This window comes from Alistipes ihumii AP11 (assembly GCF_025144665.1).
Taxonomy (GTDB): domain Bacteria; phylum Bacteroidota; class Bacteroidia; order Bacteroidales; family Rikenellaceae; genus Alistipes_A; species Alistipes_A ihumii.
In genome coordinates this window covers 1,032,600-1,056,706 of the sequence record NZ_CP102294.1, presented here as the reverse complement: position 1 = coordinate 1,056,706, position 24,107 = coordinate 1,032,600, and the positions used below count along the sequence as shown (strand labels likewise).

The 24,107-nt window shown below is 49.3% G+C and carries 30 protein-coding genes and 1 tRNA gene; 3 read left to right on the top strand and 28 right to left on the bottom strand.

The window, feature by feature from the left end; translation table 11 throughout:
- Position 1: 1 nt before the first annotated feature.
- The 24 genes from NQ491_RS04205 to NQ491_RS04090 all read right to left on the bottom strand — a co-directional run bounded on the left by NQ491_RS04205 (position 2) and on the right by NQ491_RS04090 (position 17,574).
- Entirely contained in the window at positions 2-280 is a 279-nt protein-coding gene (locus NQ491_RS04205) for an S-adenosylmethionine decarboxylase family protein (RefSeq protein WP_026089712.1), read from the bottom strand.
- Positions 219-1,757, bottom strand: a complete 1,539-nt coding sequence (locus NQ491_RS04200; RefSeq protein WP_019246338.1) for a DNA methyltransferase — start codon at positions 1,755-1,757, stop codon at positions 219-221. The genes NQ491_RS04205 and NQ491_RS04200 overlap by 62 nt, the downstream gene beginning before the upstream one ends.
- A 4-nt stretch (positions 1,758-1,761) precedes the next feature.
- A complete protein-coding gene (locus tag NQ491_RS04195; RefSeq protein WP_019246337.1) occupies positions 1,762-2,787 on the bottom strand; it encodes a methionine adenosyltransferase domain-containing protein in 1,026 nt (341 codons plus the stop codon).
- Positions 2,788-2,865: 78 nt separating this feature from the next.
- Entirely contained in the window at positions 2,866-3,234 is a 369-nt protein-coding gene (locus NQ491_RS04190) for a hypothetical protein (RefSeq protein WP_019246336.1), read from the bottom strand.
- 86 nt (positions 3,235-3,320) lie between these two features.
- Positions 3,321-3,692: a hypothetical protein gene (locus tag NQ491_RS04185; protein WP_019246335.1), complete on the bottom strand. Its 372-nt coding sequence runs from the start codon at positions 3,690-3,692 to the stop codon at positions 3,321-3,323.
- A gap of 10 nt (positions 3,693-3,702) precedes the next feature.
- Positions 3,703-4,173: a hypothetical protein gene (locus NQ491_RS04180; RefSeq protein WP_019246334.1), complete on the bottom strand. Its 471-nt coding sequence runs from the start codon at positions 4,171-4,173 to the stop codon at positions 3,703-3,705.
- Positions 4,170-4,418, bottom strand: coding sequence for a hypothetical protein (locus NQ491_RS04175; protein ID WP_019246333.1), 249 nt, complete (start codon positions 4,416-4,418; stop codon positions 4,170-4,172). The genes NQ491_RS04180 and NQ491_RS04175 overlap by 4 nt, the downstream gene beginning before the upstream one ends.
- Positions 4,415-4,588, bottom strand: coding sequence for a hypothetical protein (locus NQ491_RS04170; RefSeq protein ID WP_019246332.1), 174 nt, complete (start codon positions 4,586-4,588; stop codon positions 4,415-4,417). The genes NQ491_RS04175 and NQ491_RS04170 overlap by 4 nt, the downstream gene beginning before the upstream one ends.
- A gap of 47 nt (positions 4,589-4,635) precedes the next feature.
- Complete coding sequence (locus NQ491_RS04165) at positions 4,636-6,321, bottom strand: DNA cytosine methyltransferase (RefSeq protein ID WP_019246331.1); 1,686 nt, start codon at positions 6,319-6,321, stop codon at positions 4,636-4,638.
- The gene (locus tag NQ491_RS04160; RefSeq protein ID WP_019246330.1) at positions 6,318-6,644 is read right to left on the bottom strand and encodes a hypothetical protein; all 327 of its coding nucleotides are present in this window, start codon (positions 6,642-6,644) and stop codon (positions 6,318-6,320) included. The genes NQ491_RS04165 and NQ491_RS04160 overlap by 4 nt, the downstream gene beginning before the upstream one ends.
- Before the next feature lie 3 nt (positions 6,645-6,647).
- Positions 6,648-7,025 carry a hypothetical protein gene (locus NQ491_RS04155; protein WP_034283224.1) on the bottom strand — a complete coding sequence of 126 codons (378 nt, stop codon included), beginning with the start codon at positions 7,023-7,025 and terminating at the stop codon, positions 6,648-6,650.
- A 1-nt stretch (position 7,026) separates the two neighbouring features.
- Positions 7,027-7,515, bottom strand: coding sequence for a hypothetical protein (locus NQ491_RS04150; protein WP_019246328.1), 489 nt, complete (start codon positions 7,513-7,515; stop codon positions 7,027-7,029).
- A gap of 13 nt (positions 7,516-7,528) precedes the next feature.
- Positions 7,529-8,479, bottom strand: a complete 951-nt coding sequence (locus NQ491_RS04145) for a DNA-methyltransferase (RefSeq protein ID WP_019246327.1) — start codon at positions 8,477-8,479, stop codon at positions 7,529-7,531.
- Between the two features lie 4 nt (positions 8,480-8,483).
- Complete coding sequence (locus tag NQ491_RS04140) at positions 8,484-10,304, bottom strand: DnaB-like helicase C-terminal domain-containing protein (RefSeq protein ID WP_034283249.1); 1,821 nt, start codon at positions 10,302-10,304, stop codon at positions 8,484-8,486.
- Positions 10,301-11,251 (bottom strand): DUF4373 domain-containing protein, encoded by a 951-nt coding sequence (locus NQ491_RS04135; protein WP_019246325.1) that lies wholly within the window; start codon positions 11,249-11,251, stop codon positions 10,301-10,303. Before NQ491_RS04135 ends, NQ491_RS04140 begins: the two co-directional genes overlap by 4 nt.
- Positions 11,252-11,255: 4 nt before the next feature.
- A complete protein-coding gene (locus tag NQ491_RS04130; protein WP_019246324.1) occupies positions 11,256-12,635 on the bottom strand; it encodes a putative quorum-sensing-regulated virulence factor in 1,380 nt (459 codons plus the stop codon).
- Between the two features lie 394 nt (positions 12,636-13,029).
- Positions 13,030-13,968: a YqaJ viral recombinase family nuclease gene (locus NQ491_RS04125; RefSeq protein ID WP_019246322.1), complete on the bottom strand. Its 939-nt coding sequence runs from the start codon at positions 13,966-13,968 to the stop codon at positions 13,030-13,032.
- A gap of 341 nt (positions 13,969-14,309) precedes the next feature.
- Positions 14,310-14,891 carry a hypothetical protein gene (locus NQ491_RS04120; RefSeq protein ID WP_019246321.1) on the bottom strand — a complete coding sequence of 194 codons (582 nt, stop codon included), beginning with the start codon at positions 14,889-14,891 and terminating at the stop codon, positions 14,310-14,312.
- Positions 14,892-14,921: 30 nt separating this feature from the next.
- The gene (locus tag NQ491_RS04115) at positions 14,922-15,812 is read right to left on the bottom strand and encodes a hypothetical protein (RefSeq protein ID WP_019246320.1); all 891 of its coding nucleotides are present in this window, start codon (positions 15,810-15,812) and stop codon (positions 14,922-14,924) included.
- A gap of 147 nt (positions 15,813-15,959) precedes the next feature.
- A complete protein-coding gene (locus NQ491_RS04110; protein WP_147524787.1) occupies positions 15,960-16,226 on the bottom strand; it encodes a hypothetical protein in 267 nt (88 codons plus the stop codon).
- Positions 16,227-16,229: 3 nt separating this feature from the next.
- Entirely contained in the window at positions 16,230-16,562 is a 333-nt protein-coding gene (locus tag NQ491_RS04105) for a helix-turn-helix domain-containing protein (protein WP_019246318.1), read from the bottom strand.
- Between the two features lie 225 nt (positions 16,563-16,787).
- Complete coding sequence (locus NQ491_RS04100) at positions 16,788-17,027, bottom strand: hypothetical protein (RefSeq protein WP_019246316.1); 240 nt, start codon at positions 17,025-17,027, stop codon at positions 16,788-16,790.
- Positions 17,024-17,308 (bottom strand): hypothetical protein, encoded by a 285-nt coding sequence (locus tag NQ491_RS04095; RefSeq protein ID WP_019246315.1) that lies wholly within the window; start codon positions 17,306-17,308, stop codon positions 17,024-17,026. Before NQ491_RS04095 ends, NQ491_RS04100 begins: the two co-directional genes overlap by 4 nt.
- Positions 17,305-17,574 carry a hypothetical protein gene (locus NQ491_RS04090; protein WP_147524786.1) on the bottom strand — a complete coding sequence of 90 codons (270 nt, stop codon included), beginning with the start codon at positions 17,572-17,574 and terminating at the stop codon, positions 17,305-17,307. The genes NQ491_RS04095 and NQ491_RS04090 overlap by 4 nt, the downstream gene beginning before the upstream one ends.
- A 157-nt stretch (positions 17,575-17,731) precedes the next feature.
- Here NQ491_RS04090 and NQ491_RS04085 point away from each other — a divergent pair, with 157 nt between their 5' ends.
- Positions 17,732-18,106 (top strand): helix-turn-helix domain-containing protein, encoded by a 375-nt coding sequence (locus tag NQ491_RS04085; RefSeq protein ID WP_229028831.1) that lies wholly within the window; start codon positions 17,732-17,734, stop codon positions 18,104-18,106.
- A gap of 46 nt (positions 18,107-18,152) precedes the next feature.
- Entirely contained in the window at positions 18,153-18,629 is a 477-nt protein-coding gene (locus NQ491_RS04080; RefSeq protein WP_019246312.1) for a hypothetical protein, read from the top strand.
- Between the two features lie 245 nt (positions 18,630-18,874).
- On the opposite strand, the gene NQ491_RS04075 is transcribed toward NQ491_RS04080, so the two are convergent.
- Positions 18,875-20,041: a site-specific integrase gene (locus NQ491_RS04075; protein ID WP_019246311.1), complete on the bottom strand. Its 1,167-nt coding sequence runs from the start codon at positions 20,039-20,041 to the stop codon at positions 18,875-18,877.
- Positions 20,042-20,206: 165 nt separating this feature from the next.
- On the opposite strand from NQ491_RS04075, the gene NQ491_RS04070 reads away from it, so the two are divergent.
- A complete protein-coding gene (locus tag NQ491_RS04070; protein WP_019246310.1) occupies positions 20,207-20,488 on the top strand; it encodes a TOPRIM nucleotidyl transferase/hydrolase domain-containing protein in 282 nt (93 codons plus the stop codon).
- Positions 20,489-20,754: 266 nt separating this feature from the next.
- Here the strand turns inward: NQ491_RS04070 and NQ491_RS04065 are convergent, their stop codons facing one another.
- The 3 genes from NQ491_RS04065 to NQ491_RS04055 form a co-directional block, all read right to left on the bottom strand.
- Positions 20,755-21,408: an IS1 family transposase gene (locus tag NQ491_RS04065; protein WP_259800749.1), complete on the bottom strand. Its 654-nt coding sequence runs from the start codon at positions 21,406-21,408 to the stop codon at positions 20,755-20,757.
- Between the two features lie 212 nt (positions 21,409-21,620).
- Positions 21,621-21,696 (bottom strand) — tRNA-Gly (locus NQ491_RS04060).
- Between the two features lie 306 nt (positions 21,697-22,002).
- On the bottom strand, positions 22,003-23,931 hold the full coding sequence (locus NQ491_RS04055; protein WP_019246309.1) for an NAD(+) synthase: 1,929 nt from the start codon (positions 23,929-23,931) through the stop codon (positions 22,003-22,005).
- Between the last annotated feature and the right edge of the window lie 176 nt (positions 23,932-24,107).

Sequence of the window (24,107 nt, the reverse complement as noted above, 5' to 3'; positions counted from 1 at the left end):
TTTACAACTCCTTTGTCATTTCCAAAAAACGCTGGTAATATTCGAGGTTGCAACTCGACAACTCGATATACGTCTTGCCATACTCAGGGAACGTGTGTACGGCAAAATGGCTTTCCGAGAGCAGCCACAGGGCAGTATATCCCTGCGGTTTGAAATTATGCGCCGTAAAGCGGAGGATATTGAACCCCGCTTTGCGTAACAGCGCATCGAAATGTTCCCTAATCTTCTGCGGGTTCGTCTCCGCTATCCACTCTGAAAAGTTCCAAATCTTCGCTTGCATATTCAATTTTTTTGTAGTTGTTCTTGATTTCCTTTGTGTTGCCTTTGTAGAATACGAGGATATTTTGGTGCATCTTGGCAACCTTGCGGCTCTCCATATAACGGGCGGCACGGAGGGCTGTGCTGGCTCCCGTCTCAATGAGGATGAGTTCGTTATACAGGGCGGCTCCGTTTTCTTTGAAGATGCGTTTCATATCGTCGATGAAATTGTAGTAGAAGCCAGTTTTCTTATCCCGAACGTCTCCGACAACAATAACCGCAAACCGGTTTTCTTTCAGACAGCCGAGGGCGGATTTGAAAGCGTTCGTCAGAATCGTAAGGAACTCCTCGTATGTTCCCTGATTGGACGCATCGTTTTCGAGGTCGGAATATTTTTCGAGGTCATAGTACGGCGGACAGCTAAACAGCAAATCCATACTGTTCGGCTCAATGTGTTGCCCGACGTTTTGCCCGTCATCGCAGATGTAGCGGGCGGCCATACCCTCCACCCGTTCATTGTTGAGTTGAGCCTGTTCCGGCCGGAGTTCGATGCCGGTAAATTCATTGCCGAGATAGGCCGATACATATCCGAATACGCTATCGCCAGCGAAACAGTCGAACGTCTTGCATTTTTCCAACCCGAACCAACGGCAAATGAGTTCAGCCATAACAGGGTCGAGCAATGATACGCCCGCCGACAGCACTTTGGCCGCCTCCCGCTCTTTGACCTCCTCCGGCACATATTTGTCGAGGTATTCTTTGAACGACAGGCCGAGCGATTCTCGATGCTCCCGTGTCTTTTGGTAGATGTCCTTGTACTTGATTTCGGGGCTTGTTATTAACGTGTCGTTGCGGCTTTCGCCCATGTCCCCGATAAGTTCCCTCCAAACCTTTTTTCGGGCTTGCCAATAGCCTTTGCGGGTGTCGAGAATTGAGAACGGAGGGATAACGAAGCGGTCGGCCAAAGAGCCGTTGGCTGGTTTGCTGCTTTCGCCTGCACTGTCGCCGCCGTCGTTGTTGTCGGACTGCCATACGTCCAGCCCCCAATCTTCGAGGTCTTCTGCCTCCCAATCATTCGCCAGCATATCGTAGTCCCATTCGCCATAGCCCACGTTGTCCTTGATGATAAACTCCTTTTGTTCTTCATCCGATAAGTCGGCAGCACGGATAATGGGAGCGGTCGGGTTATCCTGCCAACGTTCCCAATGTTCAACCAAAGCCTCTTTCTCGGCTTCGGTTTTTTTCTGAAAACCTCGAATATCGCACAGTCGAGATTTCAGGTCGTCAATAGGCATCTCGGCTATGAAAGTCAATGCCCGGTAACGCATATTTCCGCCCAAGCAAACGAGTGTATCGTCCACCACAATCGGGCGAAGTTCCAGCATCTTCGGAAAATCGAGAATCGAGTTTACCAACTTGGCAAACTTGTCGTCTTTGATGATACGAGGGTTTGCCCCGTTCACCCGTATTTGAGAGAGTTTTACGAGTTCCGTTTTCATAGTCCTATTCCCATACTTTGTCTTGTTGATATTCGCCGAACAGCCCCCAGCGGCACATAGACGCATAAATCGGGGTGTTCAACTTGAACTCCTTGCATATCTCCTGTGGATTGATGTCCATTGTCCCCTCGGCCAACGTGTTTTCCGCCGTGTCTTGAACGATGAAATCCACCGCCTGTTTGCCGATGCAGCAGGCGAGGGCGGTCGTTACGTCCGTTTTGTATTTCATCGAGTAGTTGATAGCGAGGCGGCGGGCGGCGAGGTTCAGCGTGAGGTCAGCCTTGCTTGCATCTTTCGTCCAAGGGGAACCGCCGCCGAGTTTACTGTTGCCTCCATAGAAATCCACCGCCAATTTGCGACCGGTTGTACCGCAGTCTGCGATAGACGAGTGTTTGACGTATCGGCCTGTGCCGTTGATGATGAGCTGATACCGGCCTTTGATACGTGAGCGCACAAAGTGTTTCACGGTCTTTTTGCTCGTGTCATCGAGCAGCGGGATTGCAACGATGACCTTTTCGACCTTATCATTGCGGGTAATGACCTGCGTTTTGATGTCGAGGCCTCCGATGCCACTCTCGAACAGGTCTTTGCATAATCTTTTGGCGAGGGTATGGTCGAGAGGCATTCCGCAGGTATCGGGACGGTACTCACAATAACCGAAGAAAATGCCTTGGTCGCCCCAGCCGGACAACCCTTGTGCAATGTCGTTGCTCTGTTGGCAGATATAGATAGCCACGTCGAGCAGGTCGCCACAAATGGTATTGTCAGCACCCCATTTCTGCTGATATTCTCGTGTGTACCCGATTTCGTTTACAGATGCACGGACAAAATCCCGTATCTCCTGTGCTGAAAAATGGTGCTTACTTGATACCTCGCCGCCGAGCGTTACCTGGTAGCCCTTGATTTGCACTTCAACCGCATAACGGGTTTGCGGGTCGTGTTCGATGTACCGGTCGAGGAGATATTGCGAAATATAGTCCGCAATCTTATCAGGGTGGCCGAGCGATACGAATTCTGAAAATTTTATCATCCTTTGAATTTGTTAGTTTCGACAAAATTAGCCAATATGATTGTATTATAATCACTTTTTGGGCAAAAAAATGAGTTTTCAGACGGAAATAGCCTGTTTTATCAATTCCAGCGTCTTCAACCTGCATAAGTCGTCGGGCGTTACTCTGAATATCCGCCAGCCGAGCAATGTTCCGGCATTGTACTTTTCGATGTCGCTGAGAAACCCTTGCGGGCGGGTATGACGTCCACCTGTCCACACACCACCCTCGACTTCGAGGGCTATTTTATGGTCGGGTATGGCATAGTCGAACCTCCATTTGCGGGTGGGGTGGAATAGGTATTCTTTGACGACCTCTATTTTTAGGTCGCTTTTGCATATAGCCGTGAACATATCCATTTTTGGCTGTTTCTGCGGCTTCTGTGCTTTTCTTTTTGGCTTGTCGGGTGTTTGCTTATCTGTTGTCATATCGTTTGAATTTGGGGCTGAATTCGGGCAAGACGACAAAACGGGGATTGCTCCCCGAATTGTGCCGTGCTTTTGTTCGCCGAATGTCAGAACGGGAGGTCGTCAGGGTCTTCGACTGCCTCTGCTGCGTTGGTAGTCTGCGTTACTTCCATTTGCCGCTGTTGGCTTTCGATAGGTTTCAACGCCCCGAATATGGGCTGTGCCATGCGTTCCTCTTCGCTCATGGCTTGGTACACCTCTTTTGCGAGGCTTTGTTTGAGGACGTGCGTATCGCCGTAACGCTGTTCCCGCATTTCAACGGCTGTGAGGTTCAGATACACCCCTTTCTCGCCGAGGTAAACTCCGCTGTCGTCGATAGGGATAACCAAGCAGCGTTTCGTGGCAGCCTTGCCTTTGAGGTTGGTTACGAAACTGTTTTTCAGTTTCAGGAGGTCGATTTTAATTCCAAAGTTTCCCATAATTGTTGTATTATTTGTTGTTGGGGATTATGTCGTCGATGTCGATAATTATACCCTCGCAGTAAGGTTCTCCGTCCTCCTTGATTGTGAACGAGGCGTAGGGAATATTGGAGGATATACGCCAACTCAAAGCCGGTTGGTCGTCGGGACACCACTCGGCTCGAATGAGGCGGGGATTGTCGTCGTTGTCGCACTCGTCCGAAATGGGAAGAACCTCGTTGCCTATGGCCTTGTGGTAGGTGTTTTCTTCCTCGCCGTCGGCATACAGTTCGCCGTCCAATGCCAGCGCATACTCTCCGCCGTCATAGGCTCCGACTTCATCACGGATAGCCCCTCGCATTTCGAGCAGGTCATCCGATGCACCGAACAGCACCAGCAGATTGTTTTGCTTGGCAGCCTGTTCCTGTTCCTTTGTCATTTCATCACGGTACTCATTACCGTTCAGCAGCTCCGCAAGCTGCTCTTTCGTCATTGTTTTCATTTTTTACGTTTTTGTTTTGTGAGTTTTTTGATTATCCTATTGAGATAGGCGTTTTCGTGTTCCAAATCCTTTATTTCCGCCCGCAGAGCCTTGACGGTTTCATTGTACCGTTCCCGCTCGAAAGCCGCAAAGGTCTTTTCAGTGCGGCAGGTGCATTGCGACATATCCCCCGAAAGAACTACCGGCCAACAGTATGGGATAAGCACCTTTTCGCCGTTTTCGGTGTATATGTAGTGGCATTTCATTTGGGGCTTTTCTTGTCGAGTTTGATTTTCAGCCGTTGGAAGTTTCGCAGTTCACGAATAGCCCCGTCAATAGCTATCCCCAATTCTTTGGGGTTGGGCATCGGGAGGTCAGCCCCTCGCCGCCACTTTTGGTAGTTGTGCAGATACTTGATGATTTCTTTCACTTTCATAATTCGATGATTTATAGTGCGTTTTTTTTATTTGCGTTTCGTTTTGGCTATGCAGCCGCCCGAATCGGCTTGATGTCCTCCTCAATCAGTCGAGCGCAAAGAGCCTCGCAGAGAACCCGTGCCATATTGACTTCCACGGCGTTACCGATGAATTTCTTTTGGTCGGCCTGTGTCCCGACGAGAACATAGTCGGAGGGGAAACCCATAATCCGTTTCAATTCCGGTATGCGGAGCATTCGCATTTTGATGTCGATAATGCCGTACAATGCCATAAATTGTTTGATTTTTACCATTGCGGGGCTGTCGTCCGGTTCGATAACGATAGCCATTTCGCCCTGTTCTGTCTGAATGAGGTACGGAGGCATTTTATCCATACGAGCGATGAGCGTAAAACATGGGCTATCGACTGAACCTCCTGCGGATTGGAATTGCGGGTTCATCAGGTAGTGCCATTTCCGGTTTGCCGTTACTGTCTGTGCCGGTTCGTCGATGCTGCTCCCTGTGTTTTTGAAACTCGTGTTCATTATCCACGGTTTGCAGGTAACGAGTTGGTGTTTGGGGTTGGTGGTAACGGTCGGAGCGGGTGTTTCGATGTCGCAGGGTGTCCCGTTCCCGTACTGCATATCAACAAATGCGAGCCGGTCTTTCGTCGTCAGTGTCGGAGCGGGTTCGTCGATGCTGTGGTTGTGCCCGTTGCCATAGTAGGCCGTGATGAACGAGTGGTGGTCTCTTGTGGTTATTGCTCCTGCCGGTTCCTCTACCGATACACTCTTGCCCTCCGGACTACCGCCATAATACTTGGAAAGGAAACTCACCTGTGCCACGCCGAGCCGACTTTGCGTTGCAACAGTCGGACACGGCTCGTCAATGCCCGGAGCATGGTATTTACCTGCTCGGCTCATGCTGTTCCATTTTACCATGAATGCCTCCTTGCCGCCCGCAACGAACTTTATCAGTCCCGCATATATCCGTTCCAGCGTCGCATCGACGAGCGGTTTTTTGCGTCCGAAGATGCTTTCTCCCTCGTCCGAAAAGTCCAACACCTCCCGCACGGGTTTCCAGCGGTGTAATCGGCCGAACAGCCCAGCCGCTCCCTCTTTGCTGTGCGTCGGTTCGGGAAACACAATCGGGAGGCTCCCTTTTGCGAAGATGCCGAAGAACCGGCGACGGGAGGTGTACGCCCCATAGTCGGCAGAGTTGAGTATGCGATGAACAAACCGGTAACCATACCCGCAGACGTTCGCCACCCATTGTTGGTACAATCGCCCTGCGTCCTTGCTTATCGGTTTGCCGTTTTCGTCGAGGTCGCCCCAGCTCATAAACTCCTCGACGTTCTCAATCTGAATGTAGTCGGGATTGATAGCCTCGATATAGCGGAACAGGTGTTCGGCCAGCGTCCGGCTGTCGGCATCACGGGGCTGCCCACCTTTGGCCTTGCTGAAATTCGTACATTCGAGGCTCGCCCATAATACAACGAATGCGTCGGGATAGAGTTTCCGCATTTTGGCAATATGGGCTATCAACGGGGAGAGTTCCAGCGTCCGAATATCCTCCGTGAAGTGCATAGCGTCGGGGTGGTTGGCGGCGTGTGAGGCTATGGCGTTGGCGTCATGGTTTACGCATCCGATGACCTTTGCACATTGCCGGCCTTCGTACCGAGCGTTCTCAACGCCAGTAGAGGTTCCGCCCGCCCCGCAGAATAAGTCGATATAGAGCAGTTTCATGGGCGTCATTTTTTAGGGTTAAAACCGAGTCCGGTCATTTCGTCGAAAACAGCCGCCACAACGTCGTGAACCATTGTACTCAAATGGAGCCGCCAATAGCTCGGCTCAATGAGCGTGAGGGGAAGTGTCGTATCTTTTTTGTAAACTTGTTGCTGCGTATCGAGAACTATTATTCCGACATTCAACATGGTGTCAGATACGCCGATAAACAGGAGTATGGTTTTCGATAGATATTTGCTGTACTGATGAATAGAGCCGTCGAAATCTTCCTCTCGGAGTTTGAAATTGTGGTCTTTGCAGTACTGAATTATATGTTCTTTTGTCGTTGCCATAGTCTATTGTTTTTTTATCCAAATTCCGCTCTGTTTTTTCTCGTATCCTTGTAAGCGCATAACCTCGGCATGCTTGCTCGACAGCAAATGATATACGCCCTTGTAATCCTGCTTTTCATACAACTCAACGAGCGTTTCCCAACTGTCTATAATGGGCTTGTACCAAGGAAAAATTTCACAAATGCGGGGCAGGTCATAAGCCGGTGAAACCTCTGCAAATGTTACGAGGTCATAGCAGCGTGAGAAGTCGTCGGCATCGTGAGGTATGTCGAATCTTCCAGCCGAACCGGAACCAACACCCATCAATCCGCACCACATTGTTCTCGATGAAATGCCGACATTGTGAGTGCCTATCCATTCAATCATTTTTTGTGTGTTCATATCAGTAGCGGAATTTGGTGAAGTGGATGATTGCCATAGGCTGTGCGAGGTCGTAGTTTTTGAACCAATTCTCCCAATCCTCGAACGATAAACCGTCGTTCAGAGCAATTTCGTTTTTTCGCTGATACACAATTCCGATACGAGGCAGCCCGAGTTTGCCGTTCACAAATTCCAGCCGTTGGATTCCCACGCCGTCCTCCTTTGTCAGCCGGGCAATTTCAACCTGTTTGCTGCGATAAGGTTTACCCGTCCATTGCCGGATTGATAGGCAAGCCTCACCCCGTTCAACCTCGGCGATACGTTTCTTCCAAAGTGGGTAGTTCGCACGTATCGTGTGGATTTTTGGAATCGTAGTTTCCCAAAAATCTCGGTAAATGCACGAGTAGTTATCTCGGCCTTTAATGAATTTTTCCCAAAAATGTGTTGGCTCGCCAGCCCGATTATGTCCGGTTGGGAACCGCTTTGAAAGTGTAATTACATACGTTTTCATACTGTTATTGAGGTTAAATGAATAATCCGAGTTCTTTTTTCAGTCGTTTGTCGGCGATTTGTATGTATTCGGGATTCAACTCGAACCCGATGTATTTGCGGTTGAATTTTCGGGCGACTATGCCCGTCGTTCCGGAACCCATAAATGGGTCGAGGACGATTCCATTTTCAGGGCATCCGGCCAAAATGCAGTCAGCCACCAATTTTTCGGGGAACGTCGCAAAATGCGCTTCTTGCAGGGGTTGTGTCGGGATTGTCCATACGTCTCTTTTGTTCCGAAATTCCCTGTCGATATATGCGTTGCCGCTTTTTGTCCGGTAAAACTTTTCGGGGGTAGCCGTGTATTTGTTACCGCCGTAGCGAGGTGCATTTGTCGGGATTGTGCCGCTTGTTACGGCTTTTTCATGGATAGCCTCACAGTCGAAGTAATATTTCGGGGATTTGGTGAGCAAGAAGATATATTCATGGGATTTCGTACACCGGTCTTTCATACTTTCCGGCATGGGGTTAGGCTTTGCCCAAATAATATCCTGCCGCAGAAACCAGCCGTCCGCCCGTAACGCAAAGGCCAGCATCCAAGGTATGCCGATGAGGTCTTTGCTCTTGTAGCCATCGAATTTCTTGACTATGGCCGAACGCCCGACAGTCCCTCGATTTGTCCCCTGTTTGTATTTCATGGCATTGTCGGGATAGTTTGCTGCCCCTTTTCCGCTGCCAGCATAGCAATCCCCGATATTTACCCATAATGTTCCCGCAGGGGCTAATACCCGCCTTACCTCGTGGAATACGCCGACCAGCTTTTGAATGTATTGTTCAGGCGTATCCTCTAACCCGATCTGACCGCTCACTCCATAATCCCGCAGGTTGAAATACGGCGGGGAGGTAACACAACAATCTATGCTATCGTCGGGCAGATTGCGTAACCCCGTAAGGCAGTCAATGTTATATATTATATTCGCTTCCATATTGTTAGAATGGGCAATCGTCGTCCGGCATATCGTCGTCTCGGAAATCAAACACGCTGCTGCGGTATGCCTCCTCCAACAGCTCTTGTTGGTGTTGTTGCAGGTGGTTGGTATTGTCCCATGCAATAGCGTCGAAACTTGCGCCGTCGAACGGTGTGTACCGCCCGTTGTTGATGTTGTACTTGAATAGGCAAGTCCCGCACTCTCCGAGGTGTCGGAACTTGACTTTCTGAACGTGAACCTCGACCGTATTTTCAAGGCGGTTCCGGTGAACCACGATGCCGAAATCTGCTTTGTTGTAGAAGTTGGCCGAGCCGCTGATGTCATACAGCGTCGGGGCTTCAATTACTCCGTCTTTGTTCTTCGGCTGCTTGGTCGGGTGCGCCATCAGAATTATGAGGATGTCATTGATTTGAGCGAAATTCGTCAGCTTGTCGAGCAGTTCGCTGATGTACTGCGTTTCATTCCGGTTTCCCTGTTGGCTCTCCAATCGGTTGTATGGGTCAATTACGAGGGCTTTAATGCCCCGCCGCCGGACGAGGAATTTGGCTTTTTCGAGGATTGTATCTACTCGGAAATTATCTGCTGGGCTGATGAAGTAAAAGTTATCTTCGAGGTGTTCTTTTACCAGCCGATATTCCCCGAATTTAAGCGTTTCCTTGCTGAATTTCTTGCCGGTAAACTTCTCTATCAACTTGGATGCGTGATAGGCGAGCGGGGCGTTTTCGGGGCTGAAATATGCGAATCTCCACCCGTACCGCATATTGAGCCGTTCGGCAATTTCGTCGATGAACTCCGATTTACCGCTGCCCGGAATACCTGTTACGATGCAGAGGCGTTTGGTCTCGAATGAACACAACCGGTCGAAATTGTCGTGCCCGATTGTTACGCCCTTTTGCAAGCCGTGTTCAAAAATGGCGTCCAGCGATTGCTCAAAGTCCGAAACCGTAAAAATACCCTCTACCTTTACCTCCGGCGCATCGTCGAGGCATTTCAGCAGGCTATCCCGTCCGAACTTCATCAAATGCTCGTTGGCGTCCTTGCATCCCTCCCCATATTCGAGAATGCGACAGCGGTCAGCTCCGAAACGCCGTAACAACTCGTCCCGTAAGATAACGCCTTTGGTGTCGGTGTCCGATGCGATGAAAATCGTATCTTTGTCGTCGAAATACTCCTCGATATAATCGTCCATGTAAGAGAGGTTGGCATTTGCCCCGTTCGGAACGCTTACAACGTCGGTACGGCCACACTCAATGAACGAAAGGGCATCCATTTCGCCCTCCGTTATGATACACTCTTTTTGCCCTTTGATAGCGTCGATATTGTATGGCAGCAATTCTGCCCCCGATACCATTTTGAAACACTTGTCGCCCGTGCGGAACTTCGTGTTTACCAATTCGCCCCTGCGGTAGTAGTTGAATTGGATTGTGTTGGCCTGACCGTTTTTCTGTGGCATCCATTCCATACCCTCCGTAACCCGCATTTGTTCGAGCGTCTTTTTGCTGATACCCCGCCCTGCAAACCAAGCAATGGCCTTGCTGCTCATAGCAGTATTGCCTGTCTGTTTGGGTTTTTTGTATTCGGGCTTCTGTCGAGCCAGCGGGCGAGGGTTGTAAAACGGTTTGTCCCACCGCTGCTCTTTTTCGACGGCGCAGCCTGCCCACCCGCAGTAGTGGCAGTTGAATACACCTGTCGCCAAGTCCACCGATAGGCTTTTATCCCGTTTGTTGTGGCGGCTGTCCCTACATTGAGGGCAGTAGGTCTTGATGTTGCCGCTCGTGCGATTGTACGGGATTTCTATTCCCAACTCTCTCCACCGCATCATAACAGCACCCATTTTTGCGTTGAACTATCCCAAGCGTATTTATCGCCCGGACGGGGAGGAGCGTTCATCGGGATTGTAACCTTTCCCGACCCATACGTCCGGCGTCCGTTCTCGATGCGCTCATCACAGCCGAGGGTGGTGGAACCGGTTTTGTGTTGCTGGCCTTTGTTGGTGTAGTTGCCCTCCATGACCTTAACCCAGTTCGTGCCGTTGCTGAACAGCCAATCGAACGTCGCTTGCCAATTCGATTTGTTTTCGCCCCGCAAGAAACTGGATGCCTCGACTGCCTCAAACAAAGCCTCGCAGGTCGGCATCCAACTTTCGGGCTTGCCGAACTCGTTGAGCCGGGCTTTTATCTTAGCCCGACGAGGGTCTGATAACTTCGATATTTTCGGTAGGCTCTTGCATATCGAATTCCACAGGTCGGCAATATCCTGATAAGGATATTTTATTTCTCCTTTCTTTTCCTCTCCTTTGCTCTCCTCTCCTTTACTATGTTGTTTCGGGTTGCCGCTTGCATCAGTTTCATCAGTTTTTACGGGGTTTTGGCTCGCCATAACTCCGCCATTATTCGGCATACTTGCGTTTTGCCCCTCTGAAATGCGCTTCCGTTCACGGTTTGCGAGCAAAGAGGAGAACCGTTGCTGGTGGGCTTTGGAAATGAGTTTATTCCCAGCCCGCTGCAACAACCCGATTTTTACGCAGTATTCAACAATTTCGGTCAGCTCGCTAACCGATACGTCATAATCCGCCGCAAGGAGTTCGATGTTTATTTCCTCCCACTCAACCTCGAAAAAATCGCTGTCGGTGAGTGTTTCCAACAGGTAATTCCATACGGCATACCCTGTGTGGGAAAATTTACGGCGGAGAGCCTTTATTTTCACGTCATTCCGCATATCAGCGTCATGCGTGAAATACTCTGCATTATTTTTCTTGGGTCTTGCCATATCCTTAATTTTTAAGTGTAGCTAAGAGTGATTGCCGGAGGTTTTCGTTGTGGGCTTTCCACTCGAAATTTGCCAAACACCATTGTCGATAGCTGGCCGGAATGTCGGCGATGCGCTCGCCTTTATACTTGCCGAAAGGCATGACCTCGATAACGGCTTTCCGCCCGGCATCCATTGCGTCCACGTCCTGTTTCGTTACCCGTCCGATGTCGCTGATAGGTATGCCGCTCAACAGCTTCCCGCCGCTGCCGAACATTCTCCATATCTTCCCCCGTTCAAATGTGATGTCCTCGACCTTGCCGAAACGGGCTACATTGCCGCCGAGGTCGATAATGAGGGCGTCCTGTTTGCCCTCGTCGATACGTGTAGCACGCCCGATGATTTGGTAATACAGGGCGATTGAGGCCGTTGAAATGCCGAGAACAATACAATCTATCCCCGTGTAGTCGAAACCCGTTGAAAGCACCCGCACGTTGAAAATTACCCGTATGCGTCCGGCTCGGAACTCCGATATGACGAAATCCCGTTGCCGCTTATCCATATCGCCGTATATCACGGCTGAATTTTCATACCGTTGCGATAGGTCGATAGCGTCCTGTACGCTTGGAACAAACACGAGGATATGCTTGCGGTCTTTGTTGCTGTTGAGTGCGTCGATTATGCCGCCTGCGCCGTTGTTGGCATTGTATGCTTGTTGAACGCTGTATTCCGTGTATTCGGATTTGGAGGAGTTGAACACGAGCATACTGTCGTCAAAATCGGCAGCCTGATACACGAGTTTGCTCCAAAATCCGAGTTCTACCATTTCCCGAACTTGCCCGACGTGGATAATGTCCTTGAAAAAATTGCCTTTCTTGCTGCGGGAGGTCAGCATCACAAGTTTGGAAAAGGTGTTGCCGTCGAGGTCTCGGTTGGTCTGTAATTTGACAGGCGTGGCCGTTATGCCGAGAACGTGTGTGATCCCGCTTTCTTCGAGGAACTTGCCGAGCATACTATCGGATTCACGGGGATATAGATGCGCCTCGTCAATGAGCATTTTGGTAAAGCCCATTTGTTTGAATGTCGCTCCGAGCGACTTTATGCTGCCGATAGTGGCGTAGGTAATTTGTGCGATGTCCTTTCGACCGAATGATGCGGAGTAGATACCGGCGTTGGTTACGAACCCGCATAGCGATAGGTATTTTTTGTAGTTCTGCTCCAACAGCTCCTTTGAGGGCTGTAAAACGAGCAATTTATCCGTGCAGTTCTTCGCAACGAAAGCAGTAAGGATTGATTTTCCCCACGCTGTGGGGAGTACTATCAAACTCGGTTTCGGCTTCTTTTCGTTGAAGAATGCAATCGCCTTGTTTATCGGCTCTGATTGATTGGAACGTAACGTAATCATAGCCGTATAGTGTTAAAAAGCACCGTATTTAGGGCTACCACGCATAACAGGAGCGTAGGGAGGCCTTTCGGCCACTCCCACCCATATACAGTGCTATGTTCTTTCTTATTCATACTCTGTTACTTTTGGTTTTGCGAAAATAATAAAATGATTATAATACAATCATATTTTGAGCGAAGAAAATTTAACTGTTCAGTTTATACTCCCATAATTGCCCTAAAAAATCATTTGGTGTCATTGTCTATCTGCTTTTTATTGTTCAACTTCCTTGTCAGTATGACCGCTCGGCGTTTGATATTGATAGTCTTGGTATCTTTGTCGGGCAGGTCTTGTAAAGCAGCGAGAAGTTTGATAATTTCCTCTCGCTGCTGGTTTGATATTGCATACATTCCCTCTATTTTAGGATAAATCGGCGTGTGCCCGGTACTATCTTCGTGAACTCTTGTGCAAGGTCGGGGTGGACTTTCCCGAAAGCCTTGCTATCGAATTTTGCGCTGTCTTTGGACGTTTTCCACGTTGCGAGGGTTTGGCCTCCGTAACTGATGGCTTCTGCATCCCCGAAGCCCATTTTGATTTTCGATTCGAGTTCTTCTTTGGTGGCTTCGAGTTTGGCAAGTTCTGCTTTTACCACTTTCAGTTGATTGCAGGCCGAGAGGATGTCATCGCTAACCTCAATGATTTTTCCCTCCGTATGGCGGGCGTATTTCGTGATAACGTCCGTAACGGTAGTCGCATCCGGTTCCACGTTTCCGATGATGTTATCAACCCAAAAGCGTTCAACCTCCTCAATCATCCATCCGAAGAAGTCCGGAACAAATGCGATGTCCTTGTACCCGAATTCTCGGCCGGAACAGAGCCAAGCCAGCGAACCTTGCTTAAATTCCGAAACTCCGAGCAGGTATTGAACCTGGCAGAACCAATGCTTCGGCAGGTCGTCGGGGTCGATTGACATTTGGGTTGTTTTACACTCCAATATCCCTTTGTTGTTCGGGTTTCGGTGGCCGTCCAGCCAATAAGTACGGTCGGGGGAGGCTTGCAAGAACCCTTTTTCGTTGTTCTTGAACAACCAATCTCCGGCTGAACTTTTGATGACCTCTCGGCCTGTTGCGTCAGCCCAAAACTGCGATACGGCATCTTCGAGATAATGCCCGGCTTTCATCGCAAAGGTTTCGTCTTTGGGGGCGTCCAGCCCTTTTTTGCGTCTCCATAGCTGGTAAGGAGTTTCCCACGGATTGAGGCCGAGGATTGTCGCTACTTCGGAACTACCGATACCGTCTTTGCGGTATTCGAGCCATTCGGCTCGGTCTTTGGGTCGTATTACTGTATTGCTCATACTAATTTACGTCTTTAATGGTTTGGGAAATTGTATCTATTGCCGCAACTTTTGTGGCCTTACGGAGTAGGTCGATGAAATCGGAGTGTTGGGTAATGGCATTTGCAAGGGAGGGCACGAGCATCCCTTCTGAACCAACAACCCCTATGAGAGATGCGCTGGTGCGTTTACCCCCCCCCCTCGGATTTTGCGATACATTCAGAGGTAATAATGATTACGCTCCGGTTTTCTTTGTTTTCCTCCTGCCACTTTTGCAGGTCTTTTACGATGTTTTGAATATCCATTTCTGTTAATTTTGAGGTTTTGAAAATAGGGAGGGTGAAAATCCCTCCCTGATATTTTTATTTGCGGGTTAAGTTGAAATCAGCCCATAATTTGATGAACTGCTTTCCGCAGTAAATGGCGAGGTCGCTGCTCCGCAAGCAAAGGCGAGAGCCGAAGGCCGCATACGTAAACGAGGGGGCGTCATTCGAATACGCATAGCCGAAGCCCGCATATTCAGTTACATAGTCAGCGGTGTCAATCATTCGCCGCTCCTGCTTTTCCCCGTTGCCCATGTCGTCGAGTTCCGCCTGTGTGTAGAGGTAAAACCAAGGATAATACCGCCACTCATCCTCTGTAAACTGTGGTTCCCAGCCCTCGTTTAAGGCAGCGCAGATGATGCGGAGTTTGAGATACGCCAGCATATCAGGGCTGATGTTGTCGGATTGGGCGCAAAACGCTCGGGAATCGCATACAAATGGGTGGTTGCTGTCGAGTGCAGCCATTGCGTCCTCGAACGTCTTGATACGCTCCGTTACTGGGCGGTCGTCTTTGGTTGTTACCGCATCGCCGAACAATGTGGCGAGCAGTTTTTTCGTGTTGTCGTCAGCTTGTTTGTACGCTGCTTCGAGATTCGATTTTTTGATTTCTACGTTATCCATTGTTATATTGAATTATGCTCTTTCGAGCGGTTATTTTTTTGTTACTTCGCCTGTTTCGGGATTCACGGCCTCCGATGTTTCGGAGGGTTGTCCGCCACCTTGTGTTGCAGCCGTAGCTGCGGCGGCAGCCTCTGCCACCTTGCGGCGTTTGGCCTCGGCTTGTTTTCGGGCGTCCTCGGCCAACTTCTCTGCGTCGGCGGTGTTCTGCTTGAATGTTTCGGCTACGGTCGTTGTGCCCTCCTTTATGGCGTTTTTCAAGCCGCTCAACTCGAACACCATTTCGCTGGTGATTTCCTCGATACGTTTCACGCCGCAGTAGGTGAGGATGTCCGTCTGCGATACACCCAGTTTGCCGAAGTAGGCAATCATATTCTGCCTGCGGGTTTCGAGGTCTATGGCTTTGCCGAGCGCAACCTGTTTGATTTCGTCGATGACCCGTTTTGTTACGGCTTTGGGAACTACTTTCAGAACTGCATTTCGGAAAGCGATTGCCGATGCTGCGTTGCCGGTTGTAACCTGCATATCTTCCGAGTAGGTTTTGCCGCTTTTGTCCGTGATACGGCGTTTCACTTCGACCGAAACGGCAAGATTGGTTTCAAGGTCATGGCATACGCCCTGTGCCGTGATCGTCTTGCCGTCGTTGCCGATGATACGGGTTTGTACCCGCATATTTCCCCACGCTCCGGCGATAATCTCTGCGAGGCGTACCGATACGCCCTCGATGAGTGTCCCCTGTCGGCGCAGGGCATAGAAACAATCTTCTGCCGTCGAATTGTCGAGCGTGGCGATTGTCTTGATGTTGTTCAATGCCCCGTAAATATCACGAGGGTACTGCTTTGCGGTGGCGATTTGGGTATCTACCTCCGCCCGGTTGATTGCTTGCAGCATCTCAGCCTGTTTGATTTCGATGATGTCACTCATAATTGCTGATTTTTTTTGCCCTCTTACAGCTTCGGGCTTTGCTTGCGCTGGGGGCAGGGTTCGAACCTGCGAAATAGAGGTGGCGAAGTCCGTGAGCGCACTTAAATCACCACCTTAGCGTAATGCCGCCTCGCCTCCCCAGCCGGTTTATAATTGCAGTTTGGATTGCCCCAATTCATTCATGCGTGTCCCTTTCTGCGGCAGCGGGTATTGGTGGTAGTAGGTTTTCCAACGCCGCCCGTCCTTTTCGTTCCAATAGCTTTGTATGTCGAATCCCTCGCTTTTGAGGAGCGATACAATTTTGCGGAAATCGACGGTTTTGCCGATGCGGTTTCCCTGTGCCGTTGTCATCCTGATTCCGGATTCAAAGGCTGCCCGGATGCGGGCTTTCGCTGTATTGAGGCTATCGTCCATAACTCACTTTTTTTTGTTGATTGCTGTGTAGGTGGTGGCTGCACTTTCAATCTCGGTGTTTGTTTGTATCTTGTTTTGCAGCATCCAATCTTCGATTTCCTCTTTCTTGAAATAGAGAGTACGTCCGTTGGGCTTGTAGTGCGGGATTTTTTGCCCGCTTGTCAGGCGATATATGTGCCCTTTCGTGAACCCTGTTATTAGGGCAACATCATCTATCGTCAGGACGTTTTTTGCCCCCAATAGGGCTATTTTTTCGAGCCGGTCTATTTTGGAGGTTAGTTCTTGAAATTCCTCCGAGCGGTGTTGTTTGTCTTTATCATTCATTGCGTTAGTCATAATCAAGTCCGTAAATATCTTCTATGCTACCTGCCCCGTAGCATTCTTCGCAACTTTCAACCTCTCTTGCATCGGCGGGCAGCAGGGCGTATTCTTCCTCGGAGATTCGGTCTCCGTTCTCGTTGTAGTAGATTTCGCCCGTTCCGTTGCAGGCAGGGCAGGTTATCATTCGAGGTTCCGGTGTGCAACTTGGGCAACCGGGGTATCCGTTACATACCGGGCAACTCATATCTCACAATCATTTTCATCGTCCATATCAGGCAGCAGTCCTGCTTTATCGAGCCTTTTTCCTACGAGGCAGCATAACCCCAGCGATGCCAGCCCAATTCCTTTCAGCAAGCAGAATTTTCCCAAAGCCATATCGTCTATTGGTTCGCCGGAAAGCCAAATGATGGATAGGATTCCCCATAAGCCTATTGCATACAGGCGGGTATATTTTGCGATTGTCTGTTTGTTCTTTTTCATAAAGCCGCAACCGTTGATTGAGCGATAATTTTCTGATAGTTATGCAAAAGCCTCACGAGCCGTCGATTTTCGCTGTTGAGTGTTTTGTTCGAGGCTTCGAGAGCCGTGATGTACCGTTGGTCGTCCATACCATTGCGGGAAACCGAAACCGGTTCCGTCTGTATCTGTTGTTGGGCAGCAGCCCGTTTTGACGCAGCTTTTTTCTCCCAATACCGTTGCTGGTATTTCTTGTTGTACTCGTACTTGGCTCGTGCAGCTTCGGGGCTTAACTTTGTACTCATAATTTTCCCTCCCTTTTAAGCCGTTTTTCGGCTCTTTTACGCATAACCCAAATAGTTGATGAAGAATGGATGTTGTACTTCTGCATCAAATGTTGGGTTACGCCTGTTGCACTTTGTCCGGGAACGGACATTAACTCGTTCCATTCGTTGTAGATAGCCATATCTTTGGCTTCCTGTTCCTCTTGATAGGCCGTTTTGAAAACCTTTTGTTCCATTATTTTTGCATTTACTGTTTGGTTTATTTTCGATTTCAAATTTTTCTTCATATTTTTGAATGCGGTTTTATTAAAACCCGTGTGCAAATATAAACTTTGTTTCGATTTCAAACAAAATTTTCGACACAAAGTTGCGATTTAATTTTAAGTTAGTTTGCAAATGACAGAAACACAAAGGGTTAAAAAGGTGATAAATTGGCTCGTTTTTATGGAATACGCCGAAAACGAGCGAGAATTAGCCGAGAAGTTAGGCTATACAAAGTCATCATTCTCACAGATAGTAAATGGAAAAGTGCCTTTGTCGGAAAGATTTGTGCAGAAATTGGCGTCTGTCGATAGAAATATAAACGAAGTTTGGATAATGACAGGCGAGGGCAATATGCTGAACTCCGTGGAGGCGGGAACAAGTGTCGTAACTATTCCGGCAAATGTTTGGGAGGTGATACAAACGCAGGCCGAAAGCCTGAAAAGCAAGGACAAGCAGATAGACGAGTTGGTTGCCTTGTTGAAACAGCAAATTGCGGAAGGCAAAAAAATGCCTGCCCAGCAGGGAGGCAATGCCACCTCTGCCGTTGCAGGATAATAGAGTTCGGACAAATCCGATATAAAGTACCGTTATATTGAAATTTATGAACACAAGGTTACTCGAAATAATCAAATATAAAACAGGCGGGCGACAACGGGAGTTTGCTGATTTGTTGGGCTGGACGCCTCAATATCTTGCCAAGTTGCTAAAAGGGGAAAATTTCGGTATCACGCCGGTAATGACAATCGTATCGAAGTTGCCTGACATCAACGCCCGTTGGTTTTTGACCGGCGAGGGGGATATGATTGAAGAACCCAAGTATGCGGACATTCGGAAAACAATGCTCGAAAATATGCTTGCATTGCTCGACATTGAGAAATATATGCCTGTAATGACCCCCGAAGAGTTGCGAGACTACGAGTTGATAGTTATCGGACACAAAAAGCCCGATTTCAGCCCCGAATTGGTTGCAAAATGGCAAAGATTATTACAGGAGCGAGAAAATAAAATAGACGCAAAATTCAAGGCCGCAAACGCCCATTCAGAAAAGATATGCATCAAAGCGAAAACGAAAAAATAACAGCCCGATTTTTCGAGGCTTTATACGCCCTGAAAGCAAAGGGGGTGATACGAGGGAAAAAGACGTTTACCGACCGATATAATATCAACCGGTGGAACCTGAATGCCCTCGAAGCGAAAAATCCCAATACCACGCAGAATAGCGCACAATTACCGTGGTTGGTGTACCTTGTCAGAGATTACGGCGTGTCCGCCCATTGGTTGCTAACGGGGCAGGGAGAAATGTTCAGGAAAACGCCGTAGCCGCTATTCTTTGTCGGTTTCTTCCGGCAATATGTTCGGTATCATCGACACGGCCTCTTGCTTCTTTTTGTCGAGAATCTTGGCGTATATTTGGGTGGTCTGAATCTCTTTGTGTCCGAGTAATTTTTGCAGGGTATAAATTTCTGCTCCGAGGTCGAGCATCAAAACGGCGAAAGTGTGCCGGCCTGAATGAAAGGTTATATCCTTTGTTATACCAGCACGAACTGCCCACATTCTTAACTCCGTTATCATATAGGAACTATATTTGAAGCCGACAAACACTCTGTCGTCGGGCTTACCTCGCTCGCCCAAGTAGGAGGCTGCCTGTGGATTGATGTCGAGATATTCTTGCCCGCCCGTTTTCTTCTGCTTGAAAATAATACGGGTGAACTCCCCGTGCTGTTGGACTTCTTTCCACCGCATTTTTTCGATGTCGCTCTTACGGATTCCTGTCAGGCAACTGAACATAAACGCCTTTTTCAAAGCAGGGTATTTGCAATGCGCCGCAGCCATAGCCTTTACTTCGTCGAGGGTGAGGTAGCATCGTTCCGATTCCCCCGCTTTGAACCCCTCGATACCCCGCAGGGGGTTATGGGGCATAATGCGGTCGTCGAACGCTTGATTTATACATGCCCGCAGTTTGTTGAAATAACTTACTTTGGAATTTTGCGACAACGGCTTTGAAATCTCGTCCGTTACTATCTTCTTGCGCTTATCCCTGCAACGGGCGGTTTTATCCAAATACTCCCGAAAGCCCTCTATCCATTCCGGCGTAATGTCCTTGAACGTGGTGTTCGGTTTGCAATATCGTTCGAGGTGTTTCAGGCAGCTATGCCAATTTCCCCAATTCCCGTTGCTGTCTGTGCTCCCGTGTCGTTTTTCGCACATTGCCCGGTAATAATCGAGAAAATTGGTTTCGAGTTTGTACGCTGCATTGAACCCAAATTCGCCGTTCTGTAATTCGACAATCCGTTTCGCTTTGACGGCTTCGGCCAGCTGCAAAGTCTGCCGGTTCTTCTCTTTGTCGGCTTTTGTCTTTTCGGGGACGAGATACATTTTCAGGTATTCATACGACCGCTTGCCGTTCAAATATATGTCCAGGTATAACGACACATTGCCTGTCGGCGTCGTCCGCTTCCGGAGGCGGATAGGTTCTTTTGCTGCTCCCATATTTGTTGCTTTTGTTGCTCAAATTATTTCGAGCAACAAATTAACAACAAAAAATCGACAAATCAAATACAACGTATGTAAAAAGAAACGCCCCTTAATAGGAGGCGTTAATCGTTCATTAATAGATGTTTATTTGACTTTATTAGCGGTTTATTTGTGCATTGTTTGACATTTGATTTCCTCGCTTCATTTGCCAATGCAAAAGTATTAAAAAATATTAGAGAAGATAGAAAAATTATTGAGGTTTTTATCGCTAATCAGAATGCACAAGCAGATGAGAACGCTAAAAGACTTTCTGGCATGAGATTCTTAGAGAAATACATGTATTTAGGAACCTGTAATTTATTTTTTGCCGATAAAATAATTATGGTTGAGGGAATAACAGAAAAAATCATATTACCTCAGTTATTGAAAAAAATACGATATATTCAACTAAACATGGTGTGAAAGGAACTGAGTTTGACAACGTTTTAGTTATTGTTGATGATAGTGCATGGAGAAATTTCAATGACAATGACGCGTTTAGCAACAACAAGCACAATATCAATCGTTATGACAGATCGCGCAATTTATTGTATGTGTGTTGTTCACGTCCTAAAAAGAGGCTAGCCCTCTATTCGATTACTCCAATGAGCACCGATGCTCAAAAGACAATAAGTAGTTGGTTCGGATCGGATAATGTGTATAAATAATGGAAATATAATTATACGCTTTTACCCCCAGAAATAAATCTTCAAGATTGCCGACAGAATGACTGCACTCCTGCTGAAGCAGATGGTTTTTCGTGCTAAACGTTTCAGATGAGTCCGAATCGTTAAATTATGTCGTTCGATATGATTGGTCCCGTATAATGATGTCCGATGGATCTTTGTCTCGATCAGAGAACGGTAATTTCTTAGCCTATCGGTATAAACTCGTTTGGCATCGGATAGACGGAGTGTTTCGAGAACTACGTTAAGGGTGGCGTTTGTCCGTGGACCGATATTGTAACTAACGACTTGTTTGGATTTTCTGTCCAGGGCATATGCTATCCAGATGTGTTTGGACTTTCTTCGTACAAAACTCTTTATTTCATCTACTTCATAGGTTCTTTGATTGATGACCGGAGGACGCGAGATCGTATGGGCAATCTGAACAATTCTGCTGAGTAGGGTTGTAGGAGAGATATTCAGTATTCGTGCTGTGCTACGGATACCGACTCCTTCTTTGGTCAGTGTTACAATCTCATCGTTGATTCCTTTCTGGTAGGCGTTGTAGCTATATAGAGCCTGTTGTTTCCGATGACACGATTTGCACTTATAGCGTTGCCTGCCGTTGTTCTGCCTTCCGTCTTTTACGCATGTGCCTCCGCAATATTTGCATTCCATTTTTGCTATCCCCTAATTTGAAACATGAAGGTTGAATTATCCGTTTTGAAAACTCGTTTTCGAAGGATTTAAGGGTGCAAAAATACAAAAAGCGACTGTAATAGTCGCTTTTATTTTACTAGCTAAAAATAAAAATATCTTAAAATTCAGCGTGTTAATTATTGGATTTTGCCCATCCCCTAATTTAAAACACTACCCTTTTTCGAGGGGTTTGGAGCGGAAAACGGGACTCGGACCCGCGACCTCAACCTTGGCAAGGTTGCGCTCTACCAACTGAGCTATTTCCGCGTTGCACCTTTAAATTGAAAGGCGGTTATTTCTTAGTTCGTGGACCCGTAGGACTTGCTTCCTCCCGTGTCCCTCGCTTTTGGTGATGCAAATGTACGATGAAAATTTAATTTTCCAAATTCTTTCCGGAAAAATATTTCGTTTCTTGGAATTTTATTGTGTGGCGGAATAGGTTTTGTCGCTGTATATCTGTATTCTATGATGCAATGCGGCAGACGACTCCGAAACGAAATACGGTACGATAGATGCTCGCTTTACCGGAATGAAACGGATTGCCCGAGCGAATCCGCTTTCGCTGAGCTCTTATCATACGGGAAGCGCTTCCGCCTCGGCGATCCAGAGCTGGGCCGTAGCGTCGCTAGGCATGCGCCAATCGCCGCGGGGGGAGAGGCTGATCGAGCCGACTTTCGGGCCGTCGGGCAGGGCGGACCGCTTGAATTGCTGGGAAAAGAAGCGTCGCAGGAACGTGACGAGCCACTTTTTGACTGTCGCGCGGTCATACCGGCCGTCGAAGGCCCGGCAGGCCATGAAAAACAGTTTGGCCGGAGAGAATCCGTAGCGAATGAAGTGATACAGGAAAAAGTCGTGCAGTTCGTACGGCCCCACCGTGTCCTCGGTACGCTGGGCGATCTCGTCACCGTCGCCGGCCGGCAGCAGTTCGGGACTGATCGGCGTGTCGATGATGTCGAGCAGATAGGGACGGGCGTCGGCTTCCGTACCGTTGTCGGCCGCCCAGCGGACGAGATACCGAACCAGCGTTTTGGGAATACCGCAGTTGACGCCGTACATCGACATGTGATCGCCGTTGTAGGTGGCCCAGCCCAAAGCCAGTTCCGACAGGTCGCCCGTCCCGACGACCAGACCGCCGGTCCGGTTGGCGAAGTCCATCAGAATCTGGGTTCGCTCGCGGGCCTGTGCGTTCTCGTAAGTCGTGCTGCGGTCGGAAGGGTCGAGGCCTATGTCGTTGAAATGCTGTTCGCATGCGGCCTTGATTCCGATCTCGCGCATGTCGACGCCCAACGTTCGCATCAGGTTCAGCGCGTTGCCGTAGGTGCGGCCGGTAGTTCCGAATCCGGGCATCGTGATGCCGGTGATACGGCGGCGCGGGATGTCCAGCTTGTCGAAGGTGCGCACCGTCACGAGCAGCGCCAGCGTCGAATCGAGTCCTCCCGATATGCCGATGACGGCCGAGCGCGCCCCGGTGTGGCGTATTCGCTGGGCCAGACCGCTGACTTGGATGTTGAATATTTCGCGGCAGCGCTCGTCGCGGCGCGAATCGTCGGACGGGACGAACGGATGCGGGTCGAACGTGCGGAGCAAAGTGTCGGATCCGGCATACCGGGGCCATTCCACCGCGATGCGCCGGAAGGAGGGGGCGCTGCCTTTCAGCCCGAATGTGTTGGTTCTGCGCCGCACGGCCTGCAACCGTTCGATGTCTACTTCGCGAATGAGCAGCTGTTCGTCGAACGAGAAGCGTTCCGATTCGCCCAGCATGGTTCCGTTTTCGGCGATGAGCGCATTGCCGGCGAAGACCATATCGGTCGTCGACTCGCCGAATCCGGCCGAGCAGTACAGGTAGGCCGACATAGCGCGAGCCGATTGCTGTTCGACGAGCGAGCGCAGGTAGGCGTGCTTGCCGGCCATTTCGTCGCTGGCCGACAGGTTGACGATCAGATGCGCGCCGGCCGCGGCCTGAAGCGACGAGGGAGGTACGGGCACCCAAAGGTCTTCGCACAGCTCAATGCCGAAGCAGAGAGCGTCATCTCCGAAAAGCAGTCCCGTCGACATCGGAACCCGCTGCCCGCATAGCGTCGCGCTGTCTCCGTCGAGGTCGGCTCCCGAGGCGAACCAACGACTCTCGTAAAACTCGCCGTAGTTGGGAAGATAGGTTTTCGGTACGATTCCGAGCACGCGTCCCCGGCAGAAGACGACGGCCGTATTGTAGAGTCGGTTGCCCGCGGCCACAGGCATGCCTGCAATGCAGACCGTCGGGCAGTCGGAGGTCGATTTCAGCAGATCGGCCAATGCGCTTTCCGCTCCGTCGAGCAGCGCGCGTTGGGTGAAAAGGTCTCCGCAAGTATATCCCGTTACGGCGAGCTCCGGGAAAGCGACGAGCGCTGCCTGTCGTTCGGCGGCCTGGCGGATCAGCTTTTCGATGCGTGAGACGTTATGACGGCATCCGGCGATTTGGACCGAAGGTATGGCGGCGGCGATTCTCAGAAATCCGAAATCCATGGCTTTGGCAATTGTTTGACAGGACAAAATTACGAAAATAGCGGAATATCGCGTACGCTTTTAAACTTCTCGGCTGTAATGTAGGTTGCGTTTGTCCCGTTCTCAAATCGTAGGGCGAAGTGCCGGTGTCTTCGTTATTTCTGTTTTTGCGGTCGGAAAGAGAGTCCGCTATTGGT